This is a genomic window from Verrucomicrobiia bacterium (genome assembly GCA_035946615.1).
Classification (GTDB): domain Bacteria; phylum Verrucomicrobiota; class Verrucomicrobiia; order Limisphaerales; family UBA8199; genus DASYZB01.
On the sequence record DASYZB010000001.1, the window covers coordinates 1 to 23895 of the forward strand.

The window sequence follows — 23895 nt, forward strand, 5'->3', positions numbered from 1 at the left end:
CGGCGAAACACCCCCAAAAGACCCAATCCGGCCTACGGCCTACTTGGTACTGCCCCATTCAGTAGCGCTCCTGATCCCTACCCATGGAATCAGAACATCGTTTGATCCTGCTCCCCCTCGCCGCGCCCGCAGCACCAGTTCGCTAAGGATCCGGGCTGAGCTGGTTTCGCTGGTTTCCAGTTGTTTGACCCGGCTGCCTGGAGTAAGGTGGGGCATGAAGGTTGCCATGGCATTCGGAATGGCGCTCGTCATTGCCGCGGTGGGTACGGTTTGGGCGCAAAAACCAGAAAAGAGCACTATGCAACTGACCAGCGCTGCATTTACAGAGGGTGAGGCGATTCCAGTCAAATACACCTGTGAGGGCAAAAATGTTTCTCCGCCGCTGGCGTGGAGCGGCGTGCCTGCCGGGGCCCGGAGCCTGGCCTTGATAGCTGACGACCCGGATGCCCCCTCGGGAACGTGGGTGCATTGGGTGGTGTACGGCCTGCCGGGCGACGCCAAGGAACTTGCCGAAGACCTACCCAAGGGCCAATACATCGCGGACGGGGCCAAACAAGGGCTGAATGATTTCAAACACCTCGGTTACGGCGGTCCTTGTCCGCCTCCGGGCAAAGCGCATCATTACTTTTTCAAGCTTTATGCCCTGGACACGCCGCTTGATTTAAAGCCGGGCGCGACCAAAAGTGATCTTGAACGGGCGATACAGGAGCATATTCTGGCGGAAGGGCAATTGATGGGGACATATAAACGGAAATAGACGTATGGAAACGATAGCGAGTATTTGCCTTGGCATCGGCTTGAGCGCTGCGTGCGGGTTCAGAGTCTTTGTCCCGTTGCTGATGATGAGCCTGGCCGGCCTTTCGGGGCATATTTATCCGGCTCCGGGTTTTGAATGGATCGGCTCCTACCCGGCGCTGGTGGCCTTTTCGGTGGCGACTTGCCTGGAAATCGCGGCTTATTACATTCCCTGGGTGGACCACCTGTTGGATACGATTGCGTCACCTGCGGCGGTGATTGCCGGCATCCTGGTCAGCGCTTCACTCTTCACCGATGTCAGTCCTTTCCTGCGTTGGACGCTGGCCATCATAGCCGGGGGAGGCGCGGCGGGATTGGTCCAGGGCACGACGGTGATGGCACGCGGGGCTTCTGGAATTTCCACGGCGGGTCTGGCGAATCCGATTGTATCAACCGTTGAATTGGCCGGAGCGATTCTGACTTCGCTCCTCACTTTGATAGCCCCAGTCCTGGCCGTCCTATTGATGGCAATGTTGCTGCTCGTGCTGGGTCTCAAATGGTTTCGCTCGCACCGTCCGCAGCCTGGGCCAGCAAAACCGGGCATCCCCTGATACTTTTCGGTATTGGAGAACCAAACCGCGAACACCCGCTTGGCTGGGTATCGGCCTGGGTCTCAGGAACTGCTAATTCCAAGCGTTGAACGTCGAACATCCAACGTCGAACCTAATGCCGTATGACCAAGACCGCGTTATTATTTGCAGGCCAAGGCGCCCAGACCGCCGGCATGGGAGGGGACCTGGCACGAGTTTTTCCTTCGGCCAGGGCCTGGTTTGAACGCGCCAATGCCGCACTCGGCTATGATTTGGCGGCAATCTGCTTTGAAGGGCCGGAAGCCGAATTAACCAAGACGGAAAACGCGCAACCGGGGATTTTTGTTGTGAGCTGGGTGGCGCTTCAGCTTTTGCAGGAGGGCCCTAAGCCGCTCGAATTTCAAGCCACTGCGGGCTTGTCGCTGGGCGAATTCACGGCCCTCAGCGCGGCAGGCGCTCTGAGTTTTGAGGATGGCTTAAGAATCGTGCGTCAGCGTGGCCGCTTTATGCAGGAAGCGTGCGAAGCCACCCAAGGCGGGATGGCAGCCATTATCGGTTTGGACGAGAAGCAGACACGGGAGATATGCGACGAGGCAGGGGTTGTTTTGGCCAACCTGAATTGCCCCGGCCAATTGGTCATTTCCGGGCCTGTCCAGCAGGTAGCCCGGGCCTGTGAATTGGCCAAAGCCAAAGGGGCGCGGCGTGCGCTGCCGCTCGCTGTGGCTGGGGCATATCATTCGCCATTGATGGCGGGGGCCCAAGCGAGACTGCAAATCCAACTGCAAGGCCAACTGTTCAACTCGCCGCGGGTGCCGGTCATTTCCAATGTGACCGCCCGACCCCACGAGGGTCCCGAGGCCATCCGCGCTCGACTGACCGAGCAGGTCACTGCGTCGGTGCGTTGGGAGGAATCGATGCGTTACCTGCTCGGGGACGGATTCACCCGGTTCATCGAGTTGGGGCCTGGCACCGCCCTGAGCGGCTTTCTGTGGCGAATTGATAAAACTGCGCACGTGTTGAACGTAGCGGACGTGGCGAGCCTGGAGAGCACACTTAAGGCATTGGAAACTTGATTACCGCTGGTTTATGCCATATCACCTTGGCGCATGAGCCAGCTTGCCAACCACGTTGCAATCGTCACCGGCGCCGGGCGTGGCATTGGGCGGGCCATAGCCCTTAAATTCGCGGCCGAAGGCGCAGACATCGCCTGTGTATCGCGAACGGCGGAAAATTCCGACAAAGTGGCCAATGAGGTGAGGGCCTTGGGCAGGCGGGCCTGGCCGCTTGCGATAGATGTGGCAGATGCCAAAGCGGTGAGCGCCGCGGCGGAGACCGTTTTGGCCGAGGCAGGCCGGGTCGATATTCTCGTCAATAATGCCGGGGTGACTCGAGACGGTTTGCTCATGCGCATGAGCGACGCCGATTGGGACCTGGTGCTGAATACGAATCTGAAAGGCGCTTTTCTGTTCACCCGGGCTTTGACACGAGCTTTTCTCAAGCAGCGTTCGGGGCGAATTATCAACATCTCGTCGGTGGTTGGGCTGATGGGCAATGCCGGGCAATGCAACTACGCGGCCAGCAAAGCCGCCCTCATCGGCTTTACAAAGTCGGTGGCCCGCGAGCTGGCCTCTCGGGGCATTACGGCCAACGCGGTGGCGCCCGGCTTTATCGAGACCGACATGACAGCCGCCCTAAATGCCCAGGCGCGCGAGCAGGTCCTCAAAAGCATCCCGCTGGGCGGCTTTGGGCAGCCAGAAGACATCGCGCAAGCGGCGTTGTTTCTGGCAGGTTCCGCCGGGCGTTATGTCACCGGGCAGGTGCTCACTGTCGATGGCGGAATGGCAATGTAAAAAATTCCATTTCAGGGCTTGACGCTCCCGGGCAGGTAGCATAGACAACTGCAAAACTTAGAACTGGAGTTAACCATGGCTGAGAAATCAATTGAGCAACGAGTCAAAGACATCATCGTCGAGCAGTTAGGCGTCAACCCGGACCAGGTGACTCCGGACGCCAAATTCATCGAGGATCTGGGCGCCGACTCGCTGGACACGGTGGAGTTGGTCATGGCCCTCGAGGAGGAGTTCGGCCACGAGATTCCAGATGAGCAGGCTGAGAAGCTTCAAAGCGTGGGCGACGTCATCAAGTATATCGAAGACCAGCAGCAAAAGTAATGGCCAATCGATCACTTTCGGGGCAGCTTGGACTGGTGTCAGCTTGAGCTGCCCCGTTTGATTTATGCCGAGCAACTGGACAGAACGCAGGGTGGTCGTCACGGGTCTTGGGGTGGTCTCGGCCCTGGGCAATGAGGTCGAGAGCTTCTGGAAGCGCTTGGTTGGCGGGGAATGCGGCATTGACCGCATCGGGTCTTTTGATGCATCGGGCTTCGATACTCAAATCGCCGCGGAGGTAAAACAGTTCGATCCGGCTCCGGCCTTTCCCTCGCCCAAAGAGGTCCGGCGCACGGATCGCTTCTCGCAATTTGGGGTTTACGCCGGCTGGCAGGCCATCCGAGATTCGGGCCTCGACCTGGACCGTATCAACCGTGACGAAGCCGGCGTTTTCATCGGTTCCGGCATTGGCGGGCTGGAAACCGTAACCGAGCAGCACACAATTCTGCTCGAACGCGGCCCGGGGCGGCTCTCGCCGTTCATGATCCCGATGCTCATCTCGAATATGGCCTCGGGGCTATTTTCGATGTACCACCACCTGCGCGGACCCAATTTCGCCACTTGCTCGGCCTGCGCGACCGCCAACCACGCCCTGGGCGAGGCCTGGCGCACCATCAAAATGGGCGATGCCCAGATCATGTTCGCCGGTGGCGCTGAGGCAACGGTTGTGCCCATTGGGATTGGAGGCTTCTGCGCCATGCGGGCCATGAGCACTCGCAATTCCGATCCCAAACATGCCTCACGACCCTTTGACAAGGAGCGCGATGGATTTGTCATGGGCGAAGGCGCCGGGGTGGTCGTCCTGGAAGAACTCGAACATGCCAAGGCTCGCGGGGCGCGCATCTACTGTGAGCTGGCCGGCTACGGCAATACCGCCGATGCCCATCATTTAACTGCGCCCGCTCCTTCCGGGGAAGGCGCTGCTCGCTGCATGCGAATGGGTTTGCGCAATGCCGGCCTTAACCCAGCCGATGTTTCGTACATCAACGCGCACGGCACTTCGACGCCCCAGGGCGACATCGCCGAAACTCAGGCCGTCAAAACCGTTTTTGGCGAATACGCCCGCAAGGTGGCGGTCAGCTCCACCAAAGGCGCCACCGGCCATATGCTGGGCGCAGCCGGGGCTGTCGAAATGATTGTCTGCGCCAAGGCCCTCCAAACCGGGACTGTGCCGCCTACAATCAACTACGAAGTGCCCGACCCGGAATGCGACCTGGATTACGTGCCCAACACGGCGCGTCAACTGAAGCTCGATGTGGCTGTGAACAACTCTTTCGGCTTCGGCGGCCACAATGCCACATTGGTTGCGAAGAAATTCTTGGGATAGTGTCAGGGTCGATCCTGGGTTCCGCGAAGTTTTTGGCTTCTCGGAGCACAGGATTAGTTTGATTCTAAGGGGCACAACTCCTTCGGAGTTGAGGCCGATGCGCTCAGATTACCCAGGGTAGCTCGTTCCTAGCAACCCTGGGCTGGAGGGCAAAATCCCTTCGGGATTTTCGGCGACCCTGTGGAATGGACTACACCCAGAGGAATCCCTCTCCCCATCCGAAGGGGTTCCCCGAAGGGAAGAGGGAGAAATCCTCGGCAGATTACGTTTGTAGCGCATGTTGCAGGCTCCGCTGTATCTGTTTTAGCTGTTGTTCAATTGTTCAACTGCCGGGCATCACGAAACAGTAGGCATCGTACCGCAGCTCGGTCCAGGCCAATTCCGGCAGCGGTTGGCCGGGAAAGAGAGGAATGGCGACGGGTTTGAATTGAATCCGAACTCGGATTTCGGAGCGGTTTTGGGTGAGCCGCAGCGGAACGAGGAATTCATCATCACGGAAGCGGCGATTGGATGTTTCAACAATGTGTTGCGCTAGTCCCAGTTCATCTTTGGGGTTGGAATAAACGCAGGTGCTGCTCCCGGCCAAATACCAAACCCCGGCCAGCTTGAACTTGCCGGCAAGCCGGCCATCGGTGGTCCGGGCGACGAAGACCTCGGCGCGTTGATTGGAGAATTGATAATCCAATTTGCGCCGCAGCAGAACGCCAAAATTGTGGGGCTCGATTTTGAGATTAAACTCAGAAATCCCTGTGGTTTTGCGGGCGATATCGGTGGTTGCAGGATAAATCTCTTTGCCGTGCAGGGTATCGACGCCCCACTCATAGCGTGAGGTAATCTCGTAAGGGGCCGAGGCCTGGGGTGACAGGTAACCATGCGCCTGTTCGCTCGTCGAGTCTCCGATCTTCAATTCATCAGTTTTAACGAGCGAGGGACGATTGACGCCGTACCAATAAGTCACGGTTTGGTAATGCTCGGTCGAGTCGTCCTGGCCGCCGTGTTCCAGGCAGATGCGAGCATTCCTGCCGAAGGGCATCAGGTCAGCCAATAAAAAGCGATAAGCCGATTCGATCTCATCCTCGGCGCATTTAGCCTCTTTGGCATTGGGCGCGCCTGTGGGATGCCCGGCAAAGGGCAGCGTCATGTTCCGGCCGCCCCAGTAGTCGCCTCCGCCGCACCATTCTTCGGTGCCGGTGCCCTGGACCTGGGGCGTCTGGCTGTCATCGAAGAAGAAGCGCGGGTCGCCTTCGAGGGTGTTAAGCACCGCGCGATCCGAGAAGATGAAAGAAGTGCCGACGAGATGCCCGGACCACTCTCCGCCGCCTTCAACCTGGCGAGTGTCCAGCAGGACCAGGTCGCGGCCAGGTGTGGGATTGGGGTGGTCGCGATAAGTCGCATGGAAGCAAGAGACAGCAAGTGGCGAGTCTCTCAAGGGTTCATAGCGGATAGACCAATGCACCGACAGAGGATGTTCAGATTCATTCACCAATTCGATTCGGGCGGCAGAGAAAAAAGGCATGGGAAAGAAACACGAGAGAAGAACCGAGCGAGAATCAAACCGGACATTCACCGGGAATGCTTTGACCAGATATTCCCGATTGTCCCTGTTATAAAGCGTGCCCGCTCCGAAAAAGAGCGCTATAGGCGCATCCACTGAGGGGTAGGGCGCATCATCCCACGTGATGCGCAGATGCGCGCGACCGAAATCGAGGGCCTGCTCGCGCGATACCGAAAACTGCAAGGCACGAATCATCCCAGGGGCGTCCCGCAGGTCTAAAATGCGAAGCGTGGCCTTTGATAGGAGTTGGTTGTCTTGGGATTGTTCTTTGAGCTGGAGGCGGCGTCCTTCTTTCGAATCGGCTTGGGGAACAAGGTCGGCGCCGGAACGGGAGAGCAATTCGAGCACGCCGGCTTCCGGGCGCCGGCGTTCGGACCAGGAACCGATGGGACGTGACAACTTGGCGCCAGGGACGTACTGCTGATAAATATAGTAACCGGTGCCATAATGAGTCTGGGAATAAGCCATCCGAAAGGTTTTACTGAAAGAAATGGGTACCCAGGACAAATCTGCGCCCTTGGTGAATGACCAGGTCCAGGTTAGCGGATTCGGGAAGGCTTGTTCGGGCAAAAAGATGGACCCAGGAACAGGGTTAAGCGGGTTTGCTGTGGTGGTTTCCTGGATTACATGGTCCGCTCCATCAACCTCATAATGCCATGGGCTGCCGTGCCAATGGTTGTAGCGGACGAAGTAGAGGATTCCTGGCCCCTGCAGGTCCAAGGTGACGTTGCGGTCGCCGGCTAATTGATAAAGGAAGTGGCTGGCGTCGGCGCCTTCATTTCCGCCGCGCCGGTCATAGGTGCTGCGCATATAGGCGCGGGCGCCGATGCGCTGGTAGGGCCAGCGCTCCCAAAGGCGGTAGGCATCTGTCCCGATGGGGATAAGGGGCGGTTCGCCTGCCCGGCCAGGCGCACCTGAAAGAAGCAAGAGCAACAGAAAGCTCACTCGTTTCTGGCAGCCAGGAATCGTTCGACCTCGATGGCCGCCGCACAGCCTTGGCCGGCGGCAGTGACTGCCTGGCGATAGACACGGTCGGCGCAATCCCCGGCGACAAATACTCCGGGCACATTCGTCGCTGTGCCCCGCTTGGGTAGAATGTAACCGTCGGCGTCCATATCGATAACGCCCTTAAAAAGTTGCGTGCTGGGTATATGGCCGATGGCAACAAACACACCCGCGGCATCGACCGTGCTTTGGCTGCCGGTTTTGACATCCTTGAGGCGCACGCCCGTCACGGTTCCCTGTTGAACATCCAGCACCTCGGTAACGACGGAATTCCAAATCGGTTTGATCTTCGGGTTGGATAAGGCACGCTCAACCATAATCTTGGAGGCGCGCAGGGCATCCCGGCGATGGACGAGGTGCACTGTCGAGCCGAAACGAGTCAGATACATCGCCTCTTCACAGGCGGAATCGCCACCGCCGACAACCACCAAAGGTTTGTTGCGGAACCTGGGCAGGGCACCGTCGCAGGTGGCGCAATAGGTGACGCCTTTGTTCTCGAGCTTGAGCTCGCTCTCGAGTTCGAGGTGCCGGTGAGCGGCCCCACTGGCGATGATGAGGGTGTCGGTTTCTACGCGTTGGCCATCGACCGTAAGGGCAAAAGGCCGGCGACCTAAATCGGCGGCCTCGAGGACGCCGAATTGCACACGGCCGCCGAAGCGTTCGGCTTGTTTCTGCATCCGGACCATGAGTTCGTAACCGTCAATCCCTTCGGGGAATCCGGGATAATTCTCGACAACGGTGGTGGTGGTGAGCAAGCCGCCCGGCTGGCGGCCAGAGATAACCAAGGGACGCAGATTGGCCCGCGCCGCATACAAGGCAGCAGTCAGGCCGGCGCATCCGGAGCCGATGATGACGAGTTTTTCCATATCCGGGAGCCGAAAGCTAGGTGTTGGAGTGGAGCTTGGCAAGAGCGGTTACTGATGGTGGGGTGGACAGAGGGACCTCTGCGATGGCGCGACAGCGCGGCGAGTCGGAAGGGGGGAGAAGGTCCGGCAGCACACTTACACATGATTTGCTCGTTGCGGTTAGCCGCCATTTTTGGTCCTGCGCCAGCGGCTTAAACGCCAGAAGAGGAGGCCAAAGAAAATGGCGCCGCAGGTGTTGACGCCTGTGGTGTAGCCCAGTTTGTAGCTCACACCAGTGTTATTTTGAGAGTAGATGGTCACGTTCCGCCCGACCAGCAGGTTCGGGAGCGACATCGGCATCAATGCGCCCTGTAAGACTCCCCGGGTGAAGCCGGCGGGGCGCGATGAGCGGTCAAACGAGGCGGACAGACGATTCAGAACCGCCCCAATTGCAAAGGCCAAGAGGACAACCAACAACAAACGTTGGAGAGCCCTCCACCAGCGCACCCGCGAGCCGGTTTGGATTTTTATGTCAGTCATCTGTCTCAGCCAAAGAGCATGTTTTCCAAAAGCGGGGAGAGGCAAGGAGAATGTTTTGGAAAGTATGAAGGAGGAATTATGAGGGATGAAAGGCTCCATCGAGGCAGGAACGGATGGTGTCCAGCAGGCGCGATGGGTTGCAAGGTTTAGCCAAAAATCGGGCATTGATGCGCCGGACGAACTCGGTATTTGTGCCGAGTAAATCGCCGCTATAGCCGCTCATAAAAGCGACTTTGAGCCCGGGCTTCTCGAGGAGCAGTCGTTCGGCCAATTCGCGACCGGTAACGCCGCCCGGCATCACCACATCCGTCAACAACAGGTCCAGTTCCTTGGCGCGGGAGAGCCAAAGCCGGAGCGCCTCGGCCCCGGAAGGGGCCTCGAGCACCCGATAGCCGTGCTTTTCCAGAATCCGAAGTGTCAAGGCGCGAACCGAGTCGTCGTCTTCGACCAGCAAAATGGTTTCCGTTCCGCCCGGCGGTTTTGTTTGGGTCGGCTCTTCCTGCGGTTGAGTCACCGGAGCGTCCACACCTGGGAGGAAGACGCGGAAAGTGGAACCGACGCCCGGCTGGGTGTTGACATCGAGCCAGCCCTGGTGCTGGGCGACGATGCCATAAACGGTAGCCAGACCAAGACCGGTGCCTTTGCCGGCCACTTTGGTGGTGAAAAAGGGCTCGAATATCCTGGGTAAATGCTCCGGGGCAATGCCGGTGCCCGAGTCACGCACAGTGAGGACGGCGAACTGCCCGGGGCGGGCCTCGGCATGGCTGGAAAGGGAGTCCTCGGTGAAGGCCGCCGATTCAGTGGCAATGACGAGCTGGCCGCCTTTGGGCATGGCATCACGGGCATTGACGACAAGGTTGACCAGCACTTGCTCGATCATGCCCGCATCGGCGCGGATGGCAGGAAGCCGGGCTGCATAGGTGCATTGCAATTGAATGTCCTCACCGATAATGCGCTTGAGCATTTTGGTGAGGTTGCCCACGACATCATTGAGGTCCAGGACCTGGGGCTGCATGACCTGTTTGCGGCTGAAGGTAAGCAATTGGCGGGTGAGGTTGGCGGCCCGCTCCGCCGCTGTGGTAAGCTGTCCCAGGCACTCGACATTCTCACTGTTGAGATGGGCTGGTTCCATGAGAATCAATTCAGCATTGCCACGGATAACGGCGAGGAGATTGTTGAAATCGTGAGCAATGCCCCCGGCCAATTTGCCAATGGCGTCCATTTTCTGGGCCTGGCGCAGTTGCTCTTCGAGTTCCTTGCGCTGGCCGATGTCCTGTTTGATAGCGATGTAATGGGTGATGATGCCGCTCTCATTGCGAACCGGGGTGATGGTCATCTCCTCGCTATAGAGGCTGCCGTCCTTCCGTTTGTTGATTATCTCTCCGCGCCAAACTTTCCCTGAACTAATTGTTCCCCAGAGCACGCGGTAAAACTCCGGCCCATGCTCGCCGGACTTGAGGACGCTGACGTTTTTTCCGACGAGGTCCTGGGAGTTGTAGCCGGTGAGCCGGGTGAGGGCGGTGTTGTGCCACAAAACGGTTCCCTGTGGATTGGTAATGAGAATCCCATTGGCGGCGGATTCGAGGGCGGCGCCCTGGAGTTGGAGCTCTTCACGCTGCGCAAAGAACTCGGTTGCGAAGGCGAGGTCGTTAGCCAGTTGTTCGAGCAGTTTGATGTCTTCGGAATCAAAGCAGTGCGCTTCGGCGCTATAGAGAGCCAGGACACCATTGGGGCCGCTTTTGAAGCGTAATGGAAAGGCAGCAACTGAACGGTATCCATACTCTGCCATGGCTGAACGCCAGGGGGCGACCCGTGGATCGGCCTGCACGTCGTTGCAAACCTGGTATTTTCCCTCTCGAATCGCTGTGCCCGCAGGACCAAGGCCTTCGGGTTGGTCGGCGGCGGTCGAGACCCGCAAGTTCCGAAGGTAACCTGGGTGAAAGCCGAAATGGGCGAGAGGCTTGACCATGCCGGTAGCCAGGTCCGGCGCCCCAACCCAGGCCAATCGGAACAGTCCGGCTTTGACGGCAATGCGGCAGGCCTGCTGATAAAGGACCTCGGGCGAAGGCGAACGAACAATTAGTTCATTGATTTTGCTCAGGACCGAATAAAGCCGGTTCAGACGCAGAATGCGTTCGGAGGCACGTTTATGCTGGAGGGCATTGGCCAAAACCTGGCCTGTCATGGCCAATAATCCCACGTCATCTTCGCTCCACAACCGTTCCTCACGGGTAGTGTCCAATGTCAAAACCCCGATGAGCGAATCTCCGTAAACCAGCGGGGCGGCCAAAAGTGATTTTATCTGGAGTGCATGAAAAAGCTCTCGTTCGGCCTGTGCCTCAGGGGGCAAATCCTGCATGTCGGGCAGGTTGACCAGCTCGGAGCTGGTAAACTTGTCCTTAAACCAGGAGAACGGTTGGGAGGCGAAGACATTGAGCCGGGCGATGTGGGTAGCAACGCCCTTTGCGGACCATTGGTGTGTGTTCTGTGCGGTGCGGGAGTCTGGGGTTAAGCAATAGAGACAAGAGTGGTCGGCGCCGGTGAAGGTGCCGATAATTTCCAGAGCGCGTCCAATGGCGGTGTCTGTTTGGCGCGGAGGCAGGTTGATGAAGCTGGCGGACAAGGTGGAGACGAGCTTATCTCTCTCGGCGCGATGGAGGAGGGATTCCTGGGCCTGGATTCGGTCGAGGGCGCCGCCGCAGTGATCGGCCAGGGCTTGCAGGGTTTCGAGGCTATGCTGATCGTAGGCGGCAGAGGTGTAGCTTTGAATCGATAGAATGCCAATGACACTTGCGCCGCTTTTGACGGGCACAAACAAAAGGGATGCGGAAGGCCGCGTGACGTCGCCAAAAGGCACGGCATCAGGCAGCAGGCGGCCGGCTTGTGTGCGCAAGAGCAGTTGGCCACCCTGTTGGAGAACGCGGCGCACCAGCGGGGATGGCGGTTTCTGATGAAAGGCCGGAAACTCAGCCAGATTCTCCGCGCGCCGCCCATTGACAACATCTGCGCTCAGCACGCTCCGAAGGACATCTTGCTGCGCTGAATAAAGAGAAAAGCTGCAAGAATCCCAGCCAAGCAACTTGTCTGCAACATCCACAATGATTTGTGCGGCGGCCCGGGCCGTTTTGGCCACCGCAAGGCGGTGGCCCAATTGGGAGAAGGCCTCGATGCGCGCCTCGACGCCGTTGGTGGCTTTGAGCAAAGGCTGTGCGGAGGAAGCGCCGCGCGGAGTTCGGCGGCCAATGTTCCTGCTTAGGGCAGCGGTTATGCCCGGGAAGGGCTGCTTGGGTTTCGGAGGGCGTCTGAGCTTCATGGCGGTTGGGTGCTTGCCGCCGGCGTGGGCTCGAGCGCATCGATTTCGCTTTTGAGCTTGTTGAAACAATCCGGACAATAGCTGTGGGTGAAGCGGGCGTCGGTGTGCTCGGCAACAAAGGTTTCGACCTGATGCCAATAATTCTGGTCATCCCGCACCTTTTTGCAGAGGCAGCAGATGGGAAGCATGCCGGCCAATTGCTTTACCTGCGATTGGAGGCTCAAGATGCGTTCAGCCACCACCAGCCGGGCGGCCAGAACCTCTTGATCAAATGGTTTGGTAATAAAGTCATCTGCCCCGGCGGCCATGCCATCGAGGTAGCTGGATTTTCCGCCCACCATCGTCAGCAAGATGAAGTAAGTATAATGAGAACGATTGGCTTGGCGTATCCGCCGGCACAAGTCCAGTCCGTCTATCTCCGGCATGAGCATGTCCGAGATAACTACGGGCACACTGCCTTTATCGAAAAGGGTTAAGGCCTCCAGACCATCGGCGGCCAGGGTGACTGCATGGCCGAGCCGTTTCAGGCTTCTCTCGAGGGCCATCCTGCAAATCCGGTCATCATCGACGATTAGGATATTCATGGGGTTGCCCGGCTCGCGGTCTCACAGGGCAAGCTCTGTGCGCTTTCGGCCAAGGCACAATGAGCCGGCCGCTGTCTCGTTCTGAGACAGTTGCCATCCAGTAGCAGGATCTTTCTGACTGTGACTCTCATAATCGCCTGAACTCGACGCGGTTTAAACTTTGACCGCAGAAAGCATACCTGGGTTCGCGAGGCCGAAACCTCTAAGAGCAAGAAGCGTGCAAACCTGGTAAAAACTACGGATTCCGGGCTTCTGCCCAGCGGATAGCATAACGGACGAGGTCGGTACCTGTATGGAGTTGGAGCTTTTTTTTGATATTGGCGCGATGGACCTCGACGGTTTTGATGCTCAGGTGAAGGTGCTCGGCTATCTGGCGTGTGCCCTGGCCGCGGGCAATGAGTTCGAAGACCTCGAATTCACGGTCGGAGAGTTGCTCGATGGGTGAGCGGGTCGCTGGGGCGCGATGGCCGGAGAATGCCTCGAGGATTTGGGCCGACATTTTATCGCTGACATAGATTTTGCCGGCCAAGACCTGGCGGATGGCGTCCATCAGCTTTTTGCCCCCTTCCTGTTTCATAATATAACCACGTCCGCCGGCGCACAGGACGCGTTCGGCATAGAGGGCTTCGTCATGCATCGAGACGACCAAGATGGGGAGGTTCGGGTGGATGGTATGGATGTCCTTGATGAGTTCCAGCCCGCTGCGATCGGGCAGGGAGATATCGACCAGAATCAGGTCGGGGAGTTGCTTGGAGAGGGCGCTGAGGGCTTGGGTGGCATTTTCGGCCTGGCCGCCGGTCAGCAAGTCCGGTTCGTGTTCGATCAACTGGGCCAGGCCCTCGCGCATCATAGGGTGGTCATCGACAATGAGGATGCGTTTCCGGCCTGTTGCGCCCGTTTTCATCAGGATTCCTTTTGAATCGGAGGGCGCAGAGGGAGCGAGCAGGTCACGCGCATGCCGCCCTGGACATTCGGCTCGATGGAGAGCCGCCCTCCAATCAGCCCGGCGCGATGTTGCATAATGCGCAAACCCATTCCGTTTTGCTTGGGGAGAGTTTGGGAAAAGCCGTTGCCATTGTCGATGACAGTCAGCAGGAGGCGCTCGGGGTCGGATTCCATACGGATGACAATATGAGTGGCTTTGCCATGGCGGATGGCATTGGAGACGGCCTCCTGGGCGATACGATAAAGGTGAGTGGCGGCGGCAGGGGCACAGGGCGGACTGCGGTGCGGGGCTTCAACACGGCATGAAACCCCAAACATCTTCTGCGCGCTGGAGGCCAGTTCCTCGAGGGCCGAGGCCAACCCTTCGGTCTCAATGGTGACTGGGGACAAGCCGCGCGCCAGGGAACGGGTTTGGCCGATGGCTTCGCGGACGTGCCGGGCAATTTCACCCGCGCGCGCGGCGTCGGCCTTGGATTTGGGGGCCAACTTTTGTTCGAGAACCTGGCTCATCAGCTCGATGCCGGCCAGGTGCTGACAAATGCCGTCGTGGAGGTCCTGGCCGATGCGGCGGCGCTCCTGGTCGCTGATTTCCAGGACTTCGCGTTCGAGCCTTTTGCGCTCGGTAACATCGCGGAAAATGATGAGCCAGTGAGTTGGCTTTCCGGACTGGTCGCGCACGGGCCCGATGCGCCACTCGCCCCAGCGCTCGCCCTGAGGGGTGAGGTAGGTGGAAAGCTCTTCGAGGGCGGGAACACCCTGGGGCAAGCCGGCGCGCAATCTTGCGGAGACCTGTGAGAGGCCGCTTAAGGCGCTCAAGGGGCGGCCAATGACTTTCTCCGGGGCGTAGCCTGTGGCCTGAGCAAAGGCTGGATTGATATAGACCACCTTGGGGTCGGGCGCTTCGGCGTTGGTGATTAAGACGGCGCTGAAGCCCTGCTCGACCACGCTGCGCACCACGCGCACCTGCTCCTCGGCTTCGGCAAGCCGGCGCTCGTTGGTGAGCTGGTCCAGGGCCCGTTTGACTACTTCCGGGACGAACTGGAGGAAATCGACATCCTTAACCAGATAATCCCGGGCGCCGCGTTTCATCATCTCAACCGCGACGCGCTCGTCGCCCTGACCGGTAATGATGATGAAAGGCGGACAGCGGTTATCGGCGGTGAGTTGCTGAACGAGTTGTTTGCCGTCAATATCCTGAAGCTTCAGGTCCAGCAACATCAACTCGACCTGATCGCGCGCCAGCCAGTCCCGGGCCTCTTTGCCCGAGAGGGCGGCAGCGGTGGAGAACCCTTCGCGCTGGAGGGCCTTTTGGATAAGGCGCACCAACCCGCGGTCATCATCGACGATGAACACGGTCGCCTGGCCTTGCTGCTTGCCGGTCCGGGCATTCATGGAGCCGGTCGGCGCATCAAAGCGTGTTTGGTAAATGGTTTCAGCCTCCTCATGCCACTTGAGTCCGTGTCGCTCCACAGATAGGAGCGCAAGGCAGGAAACCGTTGAAAACGGTTTCCTTTGCTGCTCGGGTCCGCCAACACCCCGCTGAAGCGGGGTGTTAATGAGAGTCGCACAGCCCTGAAGAATCCGGTCGAGCGCACCCTCGTAGTCGAACTGCGGGAAAAGCAATGACTAGTACTATAACAGAGAAGTTTCGAGACAGAGGGCCTCCTCTCCCTAGCCCTCTCCTCCAAAGGAGGAGAGGGAATTGCTTTCCGACGCATGTGAGGAAACTTGGCTGCCAGTTTACTAGAACGAGGAGGATAAGCAGCCTGAACATTTTTGAAAGACGTTCGCAGGCGCATGGGGTTTGAGAGGGTTCCAGCTTCGGAAGACGCGTCTGACTTTGCTCAGGAGTTGCCGTCGATCTCCGGGACTTTTACCAGAGAGATGTACAGGCCCAGGCTTTTGATCGCTTCTGCGAACTTATCATAATCGACCGGCTTGACGATATAACTGGCGCAGCCGATGGCATGGCAACGTTCGACCTCGCGCGGGTCGTCTGTGGTGGTGAGCATGATGACTGGGATTTTGCGCAGTTCGGGGTTCTCTTTGATCTGGCGCAGCACCTCAACTCCATCGACCTGCGGCATGCGAATATCCAGCAGCAGGAGGTAGGGTGTGTCATGCGCCCGGTGCGACCCGGCCCCGCGCCGGAACAGGAAGTCCAATACCGCTTGCCCATTGGCAAAGCGCTCGATCTTGTTGTGCAGGCCCCCACGCGTCAGATTTTTCTCAATCAACCGCGCGTGGCCGGCGTCGTCTTCAGCTATCAGAATCACCACTTCGCGAGCCTCACTCATGAGGTGAGATTAAAGCTGGTTCTATGGAATGGGCAAGCGTCTTGGGCTGCGGCAGTCCTCCTAGAGGGAAACATGCAGAAAGAAACAGGAGGAAACGGAGAGAACGGAGGTTCTTGAAGCACTTTTGTGATGTGCAATCAACCCTCATTGAGCATTATGCATTGAGCATTTTCCATTTTTTAATGCACGCGGGTCTGCAGGATTCTCAGCGCCTCCGTAAAACAATCAGAGGCCCCAATAAAAGCCAGAGCTTCCTGACGTCGGCTGCTACGGACTCTGGGCGGGCTGGGGTTGAGCAGGTCAGTTTCCAACCGGGACCACAACCGTACCGCTGGCGCGTTCAAATAACGGCTTAGCTTCCGGTTTGAAGGGTTGGAAGAGTGAAACGCGCCCCGGCTCAGCAAGGACACCTGCGGTGCTGGAAACGGCGGTGACGGTGGGCTGCTCGAAGAGGGGATTAGGAGCTGGGGTTGCAGCTAAATTGGCGATGGGCACATTGTTCTGGCCCGGTGGCACAATAGCGAAGGAGGCGGTATCGGCCTTCTCTGAGAAAACAACACCAGCGACCAGCATCCCGCAGATACCCATCGCAAAGGCGCCGGCGACCAGCGGTTTGGCTTCCAATGCGGCCAAAAGCCGTTGCAGCCAAGGGGCATCCCACGAGACCCAGTCCAGGATACTCTCGTTTGCCAGGGGCTCACCGGCGCGGATGCGGGCGATAACCTGGGTTGAGAACGTGTCAAAATACCCGGCAGAGGGCTGCTCGTAGCGTTTCAAGACGAGCAGCCGGCGCAAAGGTTGGAAGTTGTCCTGCTCAGGATTCATAAAGTCATTTCAAATAATCGGACAAGTATGCCTGGAGTTGCTGGCGAGCGTAAAAGAGCCGGGACCGCACGGTTCCAATATTGCAGTCCATAATTTCGGCAATCTCTTCATGTGATAAACCCTGCACATCGTGCAATGTCACAACCAATCTATGAGGTTCTGACAGCTTCTGCATGGACTCGTTCAATTTTTCCTGCAATTCGATCAAATTCACCTCGCGCCGCGGCGTCTTGTCGGAAATCAAGGCCATCAGGTCTGGGTCGTGTTCGGCATTGAAATCGAGATCATCGAGGCTAATTTGGGCTCTATTCTTGCGTTGTTTGAGGAAGTTAATGGTTTTATTAACGGCAATGCGATAAACCCAGGTGTAAAAGCTGGAGCCGCCTTTGAATGATTTGAGGGCGTGGAAGGCCTTAATGAAGGCCTCTTGAGCCAGGTCATTGGCATCCTCATGATTGGAGGTCATGTGGTAAACGGTCGCGTAGATGCGTTCCTGGTAGCGTCGCACCAAATCATCGTAGGCGCCCAAATCCCCTTTGCGGGCCCGTTTGACCAACTCCATCTCCTCGGGCACAGGTGCGGGCGCCGGGCTTTCCGGTTCACTGGGTCCCTTGCGCCTGACTGGTTCGGTCATAATCATAGACTGGACTCAGACACAGCCCCCAATTCGTTGGTTTGACGGGCGAGGTAATCCGCTAGAGCGACCAAACCGGTTTGGCCGTTGGAAACCGGCAACCCAGCAAGGGTTTGCCGGGCGTCCTCAAGGTATTGCCGCACGATATTTAATGAGGGGCCGAGTGTCTCGTACTTGGCTAAGAGCTTTCCAACACCTTTCATCGAGCCAGCCTGCCAACTGCGCACCAAACCCTCGAGGCGCGCCCGATCTGCGGTATCTGCCCGTTCCCACACCAGCAATACAGGCAAGGTGAGCTTGCCTTTGGCCAAATCCGTCCCCAGGGATTTGCCGGCGGCGGCCTCCGAGCCGAACAAATCGATGCAATCATCATAGACTTGGTAAGCGGTGCCAAAAGCCAACCCAAACCGGCGCAAGGCATCGCGCTGGGCCGCATTTGCCCCGCTCAGAAATGCGCTGAGTTCGCATGAAAGGGCGAACAATTCAGCCGTCTTCATTTCGAGCACCTGGAAATATTTTGTCCGGTTAAACTGGAAATCGCGCCGATGCTGCGTCTGGAGGATTTCCCCCGAACAGACCGTATTGGTGGCCATAGCGACCGCGCGGCAGATATCGGGCGCCGGAAAACTGGCCGCCAGGCTCAATGCCCGCGCAAAGAGGCAATCCCCGAATAAAACAGCGATTTCATTGCCCCAGTTGGCGGCCAGCGTGAGGCGGTTTCTTCGAATCTCAGCCTCATCCATGACGTCGTCATGGACCAAGGTTGCCAGGTGGACCATCTCGATGATGACCGCGACGGTGACATGAGCATCCGTTGCTTTACCCAAGGCATTAGCCGTTAAGGCAACCAGGGCAGGGCGCAAATGTTTGCCTTGACCGTTGATGGCGTAATCGGCGTAAGGGGCGAGTTCCGGGTCAAAGGCATCAACCTGCTGGGCCAAACGCCGGTTGACCGCCTCGAGGAACGGCTCAACCGGGTCAATGATCTGCTTCCATGGTTGAACCGCTTCGGCGGAGAGAGTATCCGCTGTGGATGCGGACACAACTTTGGAATCAGCCGCTAACATGTTCGCAGGAATCTAAGATTGCATCTGCCCCAAGTCAAACCCCTTATCTGACGCATGTTCCGTTAGCCCGCTTTGCCTTCCATGAAAGCATAGCAAAGCATGTGGCAGATGCCCATCTGGGCGTCCTCGACCCGGCCATAATGAGTGTCCTGGATGACAATGACCTCCTCGGCCACCTGCGCCATGCGCCCGCCTTGAGCCCCCACCAGCGCAACCGTGTGGAGTTGATGAGCTTTCCCCCATTCCAAGGCCTTCACGCAATTAGGCGAGTTGCCGCTCACGCTCAGACCCATCGCGATGTCGCCTGGCTTTCCATAGTTATGTAATTGGCGCACGAACACATCTTCGTAATCGTAATCGTTGGCCAGGGCCGTCAGCCACGACACATTGTCATTCAACGACAACACTCGAAATCGACCGGCGAGCTTGTCTGAGGCGCCTTTGCCCAGGTCAGTCGCAAAATGCGAGGCATTGGCGGCGCTGCCCCCGTTGCCAAAAACAAAGAGGTGCCGGTCTTGCTGCAGGGCGGTTTGGAGCCGGTGAATAAGCTGCCCCACCCGTTCCAAGGGAATGGAATCGAGCGCCGCCTTCTGTGCCGCGCGGTACTGAGCCAGCCATTCGTTCATTACCGCAGAGATTGTCAGAGGCAAAGATTATCGGCAACGGCTAAAAATGACGGATGAGGTTGCAGAAGATTTTAAACAGAAGGAAACGAAATCAATGAACTGACTTCTGAGCGTAATAGACGACCGCAGGCGGCAAATTGAGCAAAACCGGCAGAGTGCGCATTTTAGCAAACGTCGCTTTAATCTTCTTGCGGTCGAGCAGCGAATGCTGGAATTGGATGTAGATGCCTCCCGGGGCGAGCGCCAGGTGAATGCTCTGGATAAGAGCAAGGGCGTCTTCTTTTCCCAGATTGCCCAGGGGAATGCCCGACAGAATGAAATCGGGTTGTTCGAGTTCTTTTTGGGCAATAGCCGCCAGCATCTGCTGGGCGGGTTGGGAGATAACGTGGACCTTTCGTCCAACACCGGCCATCGCGAGGCGGGTCTCAATATCGCGCGCCAGGACGGGATTGATTTCGCAGGCCAGCAGACGCGCTTTGGGGCAGCGGGCAGCCAGGCGCTGGGTGAGGGCCCCGGTGCCGGCGCCCAGTTCGAGAATGTGACCGCGATAATTGGCCGGAATCGGCGCAATCATTTGGTGGATGAGGAACCGCTGGGAAGGCAAAAGAGCGCCCGTTTGATGGTGTTTGACAAGCCCCGCCACCAGAAAACGCCAGTAACTGGCCAGCCCATGATGCATGCCGGCGCCCTGGCCTAGGGCTGGGCCTCTTGGATTCAGCCGCTGGTCTGTGGACTCGTAAAGCCCCGCCACTCGAGGAGGAAACGAGCGTTGCATATCGAGCATTTCCTGTCCGCCGTCTGCCTTCATATTTTCCTTGTCTCCGTGTTATTGGTTTAAACCGGTTCCGGGCCCCTTCAGGCGCCCACCTGGCGTTTGACTGCTTCGGAAATTCTTTGAGACCACTTTTCCAGCGCGGCGTTCTCGCGCCCCTCCAACAGTAAGCGCGCCTTGGGCTCGGTGCCTGAGTAGCGCAACAGCACCCGGCCGCCCTGGCCCTTCAATTCCGCTTCGGCTTCCGCCACCAGTTTAGGCACGTTATCCAATTGTTCAAAGGGCCGTTTTTCGCGGACGACGATATTTGTAACAAGTTGGGGGAATCGAGTCCAGCATTTGGCGAGCTGGGAAAGCGGGGCATTCTTGGTCTTCATAATGCGCAGGACTTGCAGCGCCGCCACCAGGCCGTCCCCTGTCGTGCTGAAATCGCGGAAGATGATGTGGCCGCTCTGCTCGCCGCCCAGGTTGAACCGGTTGCGCAACATCTCATCGATCACGCTTTTATCACCCACAGTCGTGCGGACCACCTTGCCGCCTGCGGCTTGTATAACAGCGTCTAAACCCGCATTGCTCATCACCGTTGAAACCACCGTTTTCTCGCTTAACGCGCCCTGTTCGAGAAAATCCAGCCCCGCAATTGCCAGAATATCGTCCCCGTCGATCAGCCTGCCGTTTTCATCGCACAACAGGACGCGGTCCGCATCGCCATCGTGCGCAATGCCCGCATCGGCCCGGTGCTCCCAGATTTTCTGGCACATGAGATTGGGATGCATCGAACCACAATCTTTGTTGATGTTTTTGCCGTCGGGCTGATTGCCGTAAGTGATGACGTCGGCCCCTAATTCGCGCAACACGCAGGGAGTGGATTTATAGCCCGCGCCATGGGCGCAATCCACCACGATGCGCATCCCTTCGAGGGTCAATCCCCGCGGGAACGAGGCCTTGGCGTGTTCGATATACCGGCCCAGGGCGTCCTCGATGCGCACGGCCTTGCCGACGGCATCAGCGGTCGGACGGATGTCCTGGATGCCGCCGTTAAAGACCAGGTTCTCGATCTCGAATTCGATTTTATCGTCGAGTTTATAGCCGTCTGCCCTGAAAAATTTGATGCCATTATCGTCGTATGGGTTATGCGAGGCGGTGATGACGATGCCCGCATCGGCGCGCAAGCTGCGCGTCACATAGGCCACACCCGGCGTCGGCAGCGGCCCGATGAACAGCACATCCACTCCCATCGATAGGATGCCCGACGAGAGGGCGTTCTCGAGCATGTAACCCGAAAGCCGCGTGTCCTTGCCCAACACAATCTTGTGCCGCCCCCGGCCCCGCGGCTGCGATTGCAGGTTCTTGAATACGTGCCCAGCCGCCCGGCCCAGCTTCAGGGCGGTCTCGGCTGTCACGGGTTCGATATTAGCGGTCCCGCGTACACCGTCAGTCCCGAAGATTTTCTTTGGCGCGTTCATGACCCGGCGGATTCTCCTTTAGCTGGGAAAATCACTTGCACCTCGTCGGGCACGACCTTGTCCAGGGTAATTCCGGCGGGAGCGGTCACTTCAATGCGCTTGCGCAGGTCGTGGGCGGCCTCGATGCCCGTCAAATCCACCAGCACGCGGATATCCTTTCCCTGCAGTTGCTTGATCAGCTTCGGGTCCCCTTCCACGGTCACTTCCACTTCCTTGGGATTCACGTGCATGCTCCGAACGTCTTCTGCCGAAGACAAAATCACCACTGGAAGATTCGAAAAAACCACCCGCTCCGGCAGCGAGAGAGTCAAGGATTGACGGGGGATAACTTCCTTTTGCAGGGCAATGTTGACGATGAACCAAATCAGGACTGCCAAAGCAAATGAGAAGAGCTTGAGCCAAAAATCCTGGACAAAAATGTGGCGCAGCAAAGGGATCATTTGGCGATGGTGGTGCTGGTGCTGGTCGTAGGCGCCGAGGGAGCCTCAGGAGTATCGGTCCGCACCAGGGCCACGGGGGCCGAGGGAGCGCGCTCGCCCCGCCAGGAGCGGACCCACCCCATCAAATTGCGCGAGCGCGCTGTCGGGGTAACCAGCACCGATGTCAGAAACGCGCGCAGTTCTTCGGAAGTTACGCCCCGGACCAATTGACCGTTGAAAGCATAGGAGACCGCGCCGGTCTCTTCGGAGACCACCACCACCACCGCGTCGGTTTCCTCGCTCAGTCCGATGGCCGCCCGGTGCCGGGTGCCCAGCGATTTGTTCAGGTCCTGCCGCTGCGTCAGGGGAAAGATACAAGCAGCGCATGCAATCCGGTCTCCCTTCAGGATCACCCCGCCATCGTGAATCGCGTTATTTGGAAAAAAAATTGTCTCGAGCATCTCCGGGGTGGCCTCGCAGTCCACGACGATGCCGGATTCGACCGCCTCCTGGAGATGGATGGTTTGCTCGATGGCAATCAGCGCGCCGATGCGCACATCGGCCAGGCGCTCGACAGTTTGAATAATAATCTCGATATTCTCCCGCTGCTCGTGCGCGGTGGCAAACAAAGGAAACTTCCCCAACTCAGCCAGCATCCGGCGCAATTCGGGCTGGAAGATCACCAGCACAGCCAAAACGAAGAAGGCGGAAAAAGCGCCCAAGAGGTACTGGAGGACTTTGAGCTTGAGCAACGAACTCACCAGCACGAAAGCCAGGAGAACCACCAGGAAGCCGGTGACGACCGGCGCCCCCCGCGTGCCGCGGATGAAACGCAAGGCGTAGTAGATGCCCACAGTCAGGATCAAGACCTCGACTGCGGGCCGCCAACCGTTCTGTGCAATGTGCCACATTATTCTTTGCGTTTCCGCAGCACGGCCTGCGCCGCGCCAAGTGCCTGCGCCGTCTCCGCAACTTCGTGGGCCCGGATGATGCTCGCCCCTGCCTCAACAGCCAGGCACGCGCAGGCCAGAGCCCCCGCTAGCGGCGCCCCGGGCCGGGCCCCTGGCAACTTGCTCAAAAATGACTTGCGCGAGACCCCCAGCAGCAAGGGCCGTTCCAGGCGCCCAAACCGCTTCACCGCTGCCAGCAGCTCGAGGTTATTCTCGAGTGTCTTGCCGAAGCCGATGCCTGGATCAAGTATAATTTGTTCCTGCCCCACTCCGCAATGGCGCAATTGTTCCAAATGCTGAAAAAAAAAGGACTCTACCTCCCCGACAACATCGGTGTAACAGGGGTTAAGCTGCATCGTTTGAGGCGTTCCTTGCATATGCACACAAATATAACCCGAGCCGCTCTCTGCGGCCAGGCGCCACATCGCCGGGTCCGTTCGGTTGGCGCCGATATCATTAATGATGCTGGCCCCGGCCCGCAGCGCCTCTCGGGCAACCCCCGGCTTGACCGTATCAATTGAGATGGGGACCTTGAGCCGGCCTTTCAGCCGCTCCAACACCGGCATCACCCGCCGCAATTCTTCCTGCTCCCCCACCGGGACCGCTCGCGGACGGGAGGATTCGCCTCCAATATCAATCAGGTCCGCCCCTTCCTCGGCCAGTCGCAAAGCATGGTCGGCAGCCGCTTGCGGCTCAAAAAAATGGCCCCCATCGGAAAAGGAGTCCGGAGTCACATTGACAATCCCCATCACCAGCGCAGGGCGGGGGAAGGAGAACTCGAATTGGCCGGCGCGAAGCTTCACATGCCCAGCTCAATAGTCCGGGCCCGATTTGGCCATCTGAATCAATTCCACCTCATAACCCTCCGGCGCATCTATAAAAGCTATCCCGCCGCCGTCCGGTTTGAGGTGTGGCCCATCCGAATACTTTATTCCAAGGCCGGCCAGGTGTTTGCCGAAAGCCTCCAGGCTGTCCACTTCAAATGCCAGGTGAGTCAAATCCGGCTGAACCTTGACGGGACCTCCCGCCGGAAAATGGCACAACTCGATTAGTTCTTCGCTCTCTGGCGCTTTGAGGAACACCAATTCCGACCCGCGCGGCGATTTGTGTCGGCGCACTTCCTCGAGTCCAAGCGCCTCCCGGTAGAATTTGACGGTTTTTTCCAGGTCATCGACCCGATAACGCGTGTGCAGAAGTTTCCTTGCTTTGCTCATGCGCCTCAGCATAGCGCC

Annotated in this window: 24 protein-coding genes; 6 read left to right on the plus strand and 18 right to left on the minus strand. The window is 58.3% G+C overall.

The window, feature by feature from the left end; all coding sequences use genetic code 11:
• Positions 1–214: 214 nt before the first annotated feature.
• The 6 genes from VG146_00005 (at position 215) to fabF (ending at position 4820) form a co-directional block, all read left to right on the plus strand.
• Positions 215–757, plus strand: coding sequence for a YbhB/YbcL family Raf kinase inhibitor-like protein (locus VG146_00005; GenBank protein ID HEV2390719.1), 543 nt, complete (start codon positions 215–217; stop codon positions 755–757).
• 4 nt (positions 758–761) lie between these two features.
• Complete coding sequence (locus VG146_00010) at positions 762–1346, plus strand: DUF4126 domain-containing protein (GenBank protein HEV2390720.1); 585 nt, start codon at positions 762–764, stop codon at positions 1344–1346.
• A gap of 122 nt (positions 1347–1468) precedes the next feature.
• On the plus strand, positions 1469–2398 hold the full coding sequence (gene fabD, locus VG146_00015) for an ACP S-malonyltransferase (GenBank protein ID HEV2390721.1): 930 nt from the start codon (positions 1469–1471) through the stop codon (positions 2396–2398).
• A gap of 33 nt (positions 2399–2431) precedes the next feature.
• The gene (gene fabG / locus VG146_00020; protein ID HEV2390722.1) at positions 2432–3175 is read left to right on the plus strand and encodes a 3-oxoacyl-[acyl-carrier-protein] reductase; all 744 of its coding nucleotides are present in this window, start codon (positions 2432–2434) and stop codon (positions 3173–3175) included.
• A 75-nt stretch (positions 3176–3250) separates the two neighbouring features.
• Positions 3251–3496, plus strand: coding sequence for an acyl carrier protein (acpP, locus tag VG146_00025; GenBank protein HEV2390723.1), 246 nt, complete (start codon positions 3251–3253; stop codon positions 3494–3496).
• A 64-nt stretch (positions 3497–3560) separates the two neighbouring features.
• The gene (fabF, locus tag VG146_00030; GenBank protein ID HEV2390724.1) at positions 3561–4820 is read left to right on the plus strand and encodes a beta-ketoacyl-ACP synthase II; all 1260 of its coding nucleotides are present in this window, start codon (positions 3561–3563) and stop codon (positions 4818–4820) included.
• 322 nt (positions 4821–5142) lie between these two features.
• On the opposite strand, the gene VG146_00035 is transcribed toward fabF, so the two are convergent.
• From VG146_00035 to VG146_00120, 18 genes are all read right to left on the minus strand, one after another.
• Positions 5143–7320, minus strand: coding sequence for a DUF2961 domain-containing protein (locus tag VG146_00035; protein ID HEV2390725.1), 2178 nt, complete (start codon positions 7318–7320; stop codon positions 5143–5145).
• A complete protein-coding gene (trxB, locus tag VG146_00040; protein HEV2390726.1) occupies positions 7317–8246 on the minus strand; it encodes a thioredoxin-disulfide reductase in 930 nt (309 codons plus the stop codon). Before trxB ends, VG146_00035 begins: the two co-directional genes overlap by 4 nt.
• A 159-nt stretch (positions 8247–8405) precedes the next feature.
• Positions 8406–8765 carry a hypothetical protein gene (locus VG146_00045; GenBank protein HEV2390727.1) on the minus strand — a complete coding sequence of 120 codons (360 nt, stop codon included), beginning with the start codon at positions 8763–8765 and terminating at the stop codon, positions 8406–8408.
• Positions 8766–8841: 76 nt separating this feature from the next.
• Complete coding sequence (locus VG146_00050) at positions 8842–12078, minus strand: GAF domain-containing protein (protein HEV2390728.1); 3237 nt, start codon at positions 12076–12078, stop codon at positions 8842–8844.
• On the minus strand, positions 12075–12662 hold the full coding sequence (locus VG146_00055) for a response regulator (protein ID HEV2390729.1): 588 nt from the start codon (positions 12660–12662) through the stop codon (positions 12075–12077). Before VG146_00055 ends, VG146_00050 begins: the two co-directional genes overlap by 4 nt.
• A gap of 235 nt (positions 12663–12897) precedes the next feature.
• A complete protein-coding gene (locus VG146_00060) occupies positions 12898–13566 on the minus strand; it encodes a response regulator transcription factor (protein ID HEV2390730.1) in 669 nt (222 codons plus the stop codon).
• Complete coding sequence (locus VG146_00065; GenBank protein HEV2390731.1) at positions 13566–15077, minus strand: response regulator; 1512 nt, start codon at positions 15075–15077, stop codon at positions 13566–13568. Before VG146_00065 ends, VG146_00060 begins: the two co-directional genes overlap by 1 nt.
• A 374-nt stretch (positions 15078–15451) precedes the next feature.
• Positions 15452–15904, minus strand: coding sequence for a response regulator (locus tag VG146_00070; protein ID HEV2390732.1), 453 nt, complete (start codon positions 15902–15904; stop codon positions 15452–15454).
• A 300-nt stretch (positions 15905–16204) separates the two neighbouring features.
• Positions 16205–16729: a hypothetical protein gene (locus VG146_00075; GenBank protein HEV2390733.1), complete on the minus strand. Its 525-nt coding sequence runs from the start codon at positions 16727–16729 to the stop codon at positions 16205–16207.
• Positions 16730–16733: 4 nt separating this feature from the next.
• Positions 16734–17363, minus strand: coding sequence for a sigma-70 family RNA polymerase sigma factor (locus VG146_00080; protein HEV2390734.1), 630 nt, complete (start codon positions 17361–17363; stop codon positions 16734–16736).
• A 2-nt stretch (positions 17364–17365) separates the two neighbouring features.
• Entirely contained in the window at positions 17366–18406 is a 1041-nt protein-coding gene (locus VG146_00085; protein ID HEV2390735.1) for a polyprenyl synthetase family protein, read from the minus strand.
• An 86-nt stretch (positions 18407–18492) separates the two neighbouring features.
• Entirely contained in the window at positions 18493–19056 is a 564-nt protein-coding gene (locus VG146_00090) for an SIS domain-containing protein (GenBank protein HEV2390736.1), read from the minus strand.
• A gap of 91 nt (positions 19057–19147) precedes the next feature.
• Positions 19148–19864 (minus strand): methyltransferase domain-containing protein, encoded by a 717-nt coding sequence (locus tag VG146_00095; protein ID HEV2390737.1) that lies wholly within the window; start codon positions 19862–19864, stop codon positions 19148–19150.
• Positions 19865–19911: 47 nt separating this feature from the next.
• Entirely contained in the window at positions 19912–21294 is a 1383-nt protein-coding gene (gene glmM, locus VG146_00100) for a phosphoglucosamine mutase (GenBank protein HEV2390738.1), read from the minus strand.
• Positions 21291–21734: a CdaR family protein gene (locus VG146_00105; protein ID HEV2390739.1), complete on the minus strand. Its 444-nt coding sequence runs from the start codon at positions 21732–21734 to the stop codon at positions 21291–21293. The genes glmM and VG146_00105 overlap by 4 nt, the downstream gene beginning before the upstream one ends.
• A complete protein-coding gene (gene cdaA / locus VG146_00110; protein HEV2390740.1) occupies positions 21731–22624 on the minus strand; it encodes a diadenylate cyclase CdaA in 894 nt (297 codons plus the stop codon). The genes VG146_00105 and cdaA overlap by 4 nt, the downstream gene beginning before the upstream one ends.
• Positions 22624–23466 carry a dihydropteroate synthase gene (gene folP, locus VG146_00115; GenBank protein HEV2390741.1) on the minus strand — a complete coding sequence of 281 codons (843 nt, stop codon included), beginning with the start codon at positions 23464–23466 and terminating at the stop codon, positions 22624–22626. The genes cdaA and folP overlap by 1 nt, the downstream gene beginning before the upstream one ends.
• Before the next feature lie 9 nt (positions 23467–23475).
• Positions 23476–23877 (minus strand): VOC family protein, encoded by a 402-nt coding sequence (locus VG146_00120; protein HEV2390742.1) that lies wholly within the window; start codon positions 23875–23877, stop codon positions 23476–23478.
• Between the last annotated feature and the right edge of the window lie 18 nt (positions 23878–23895).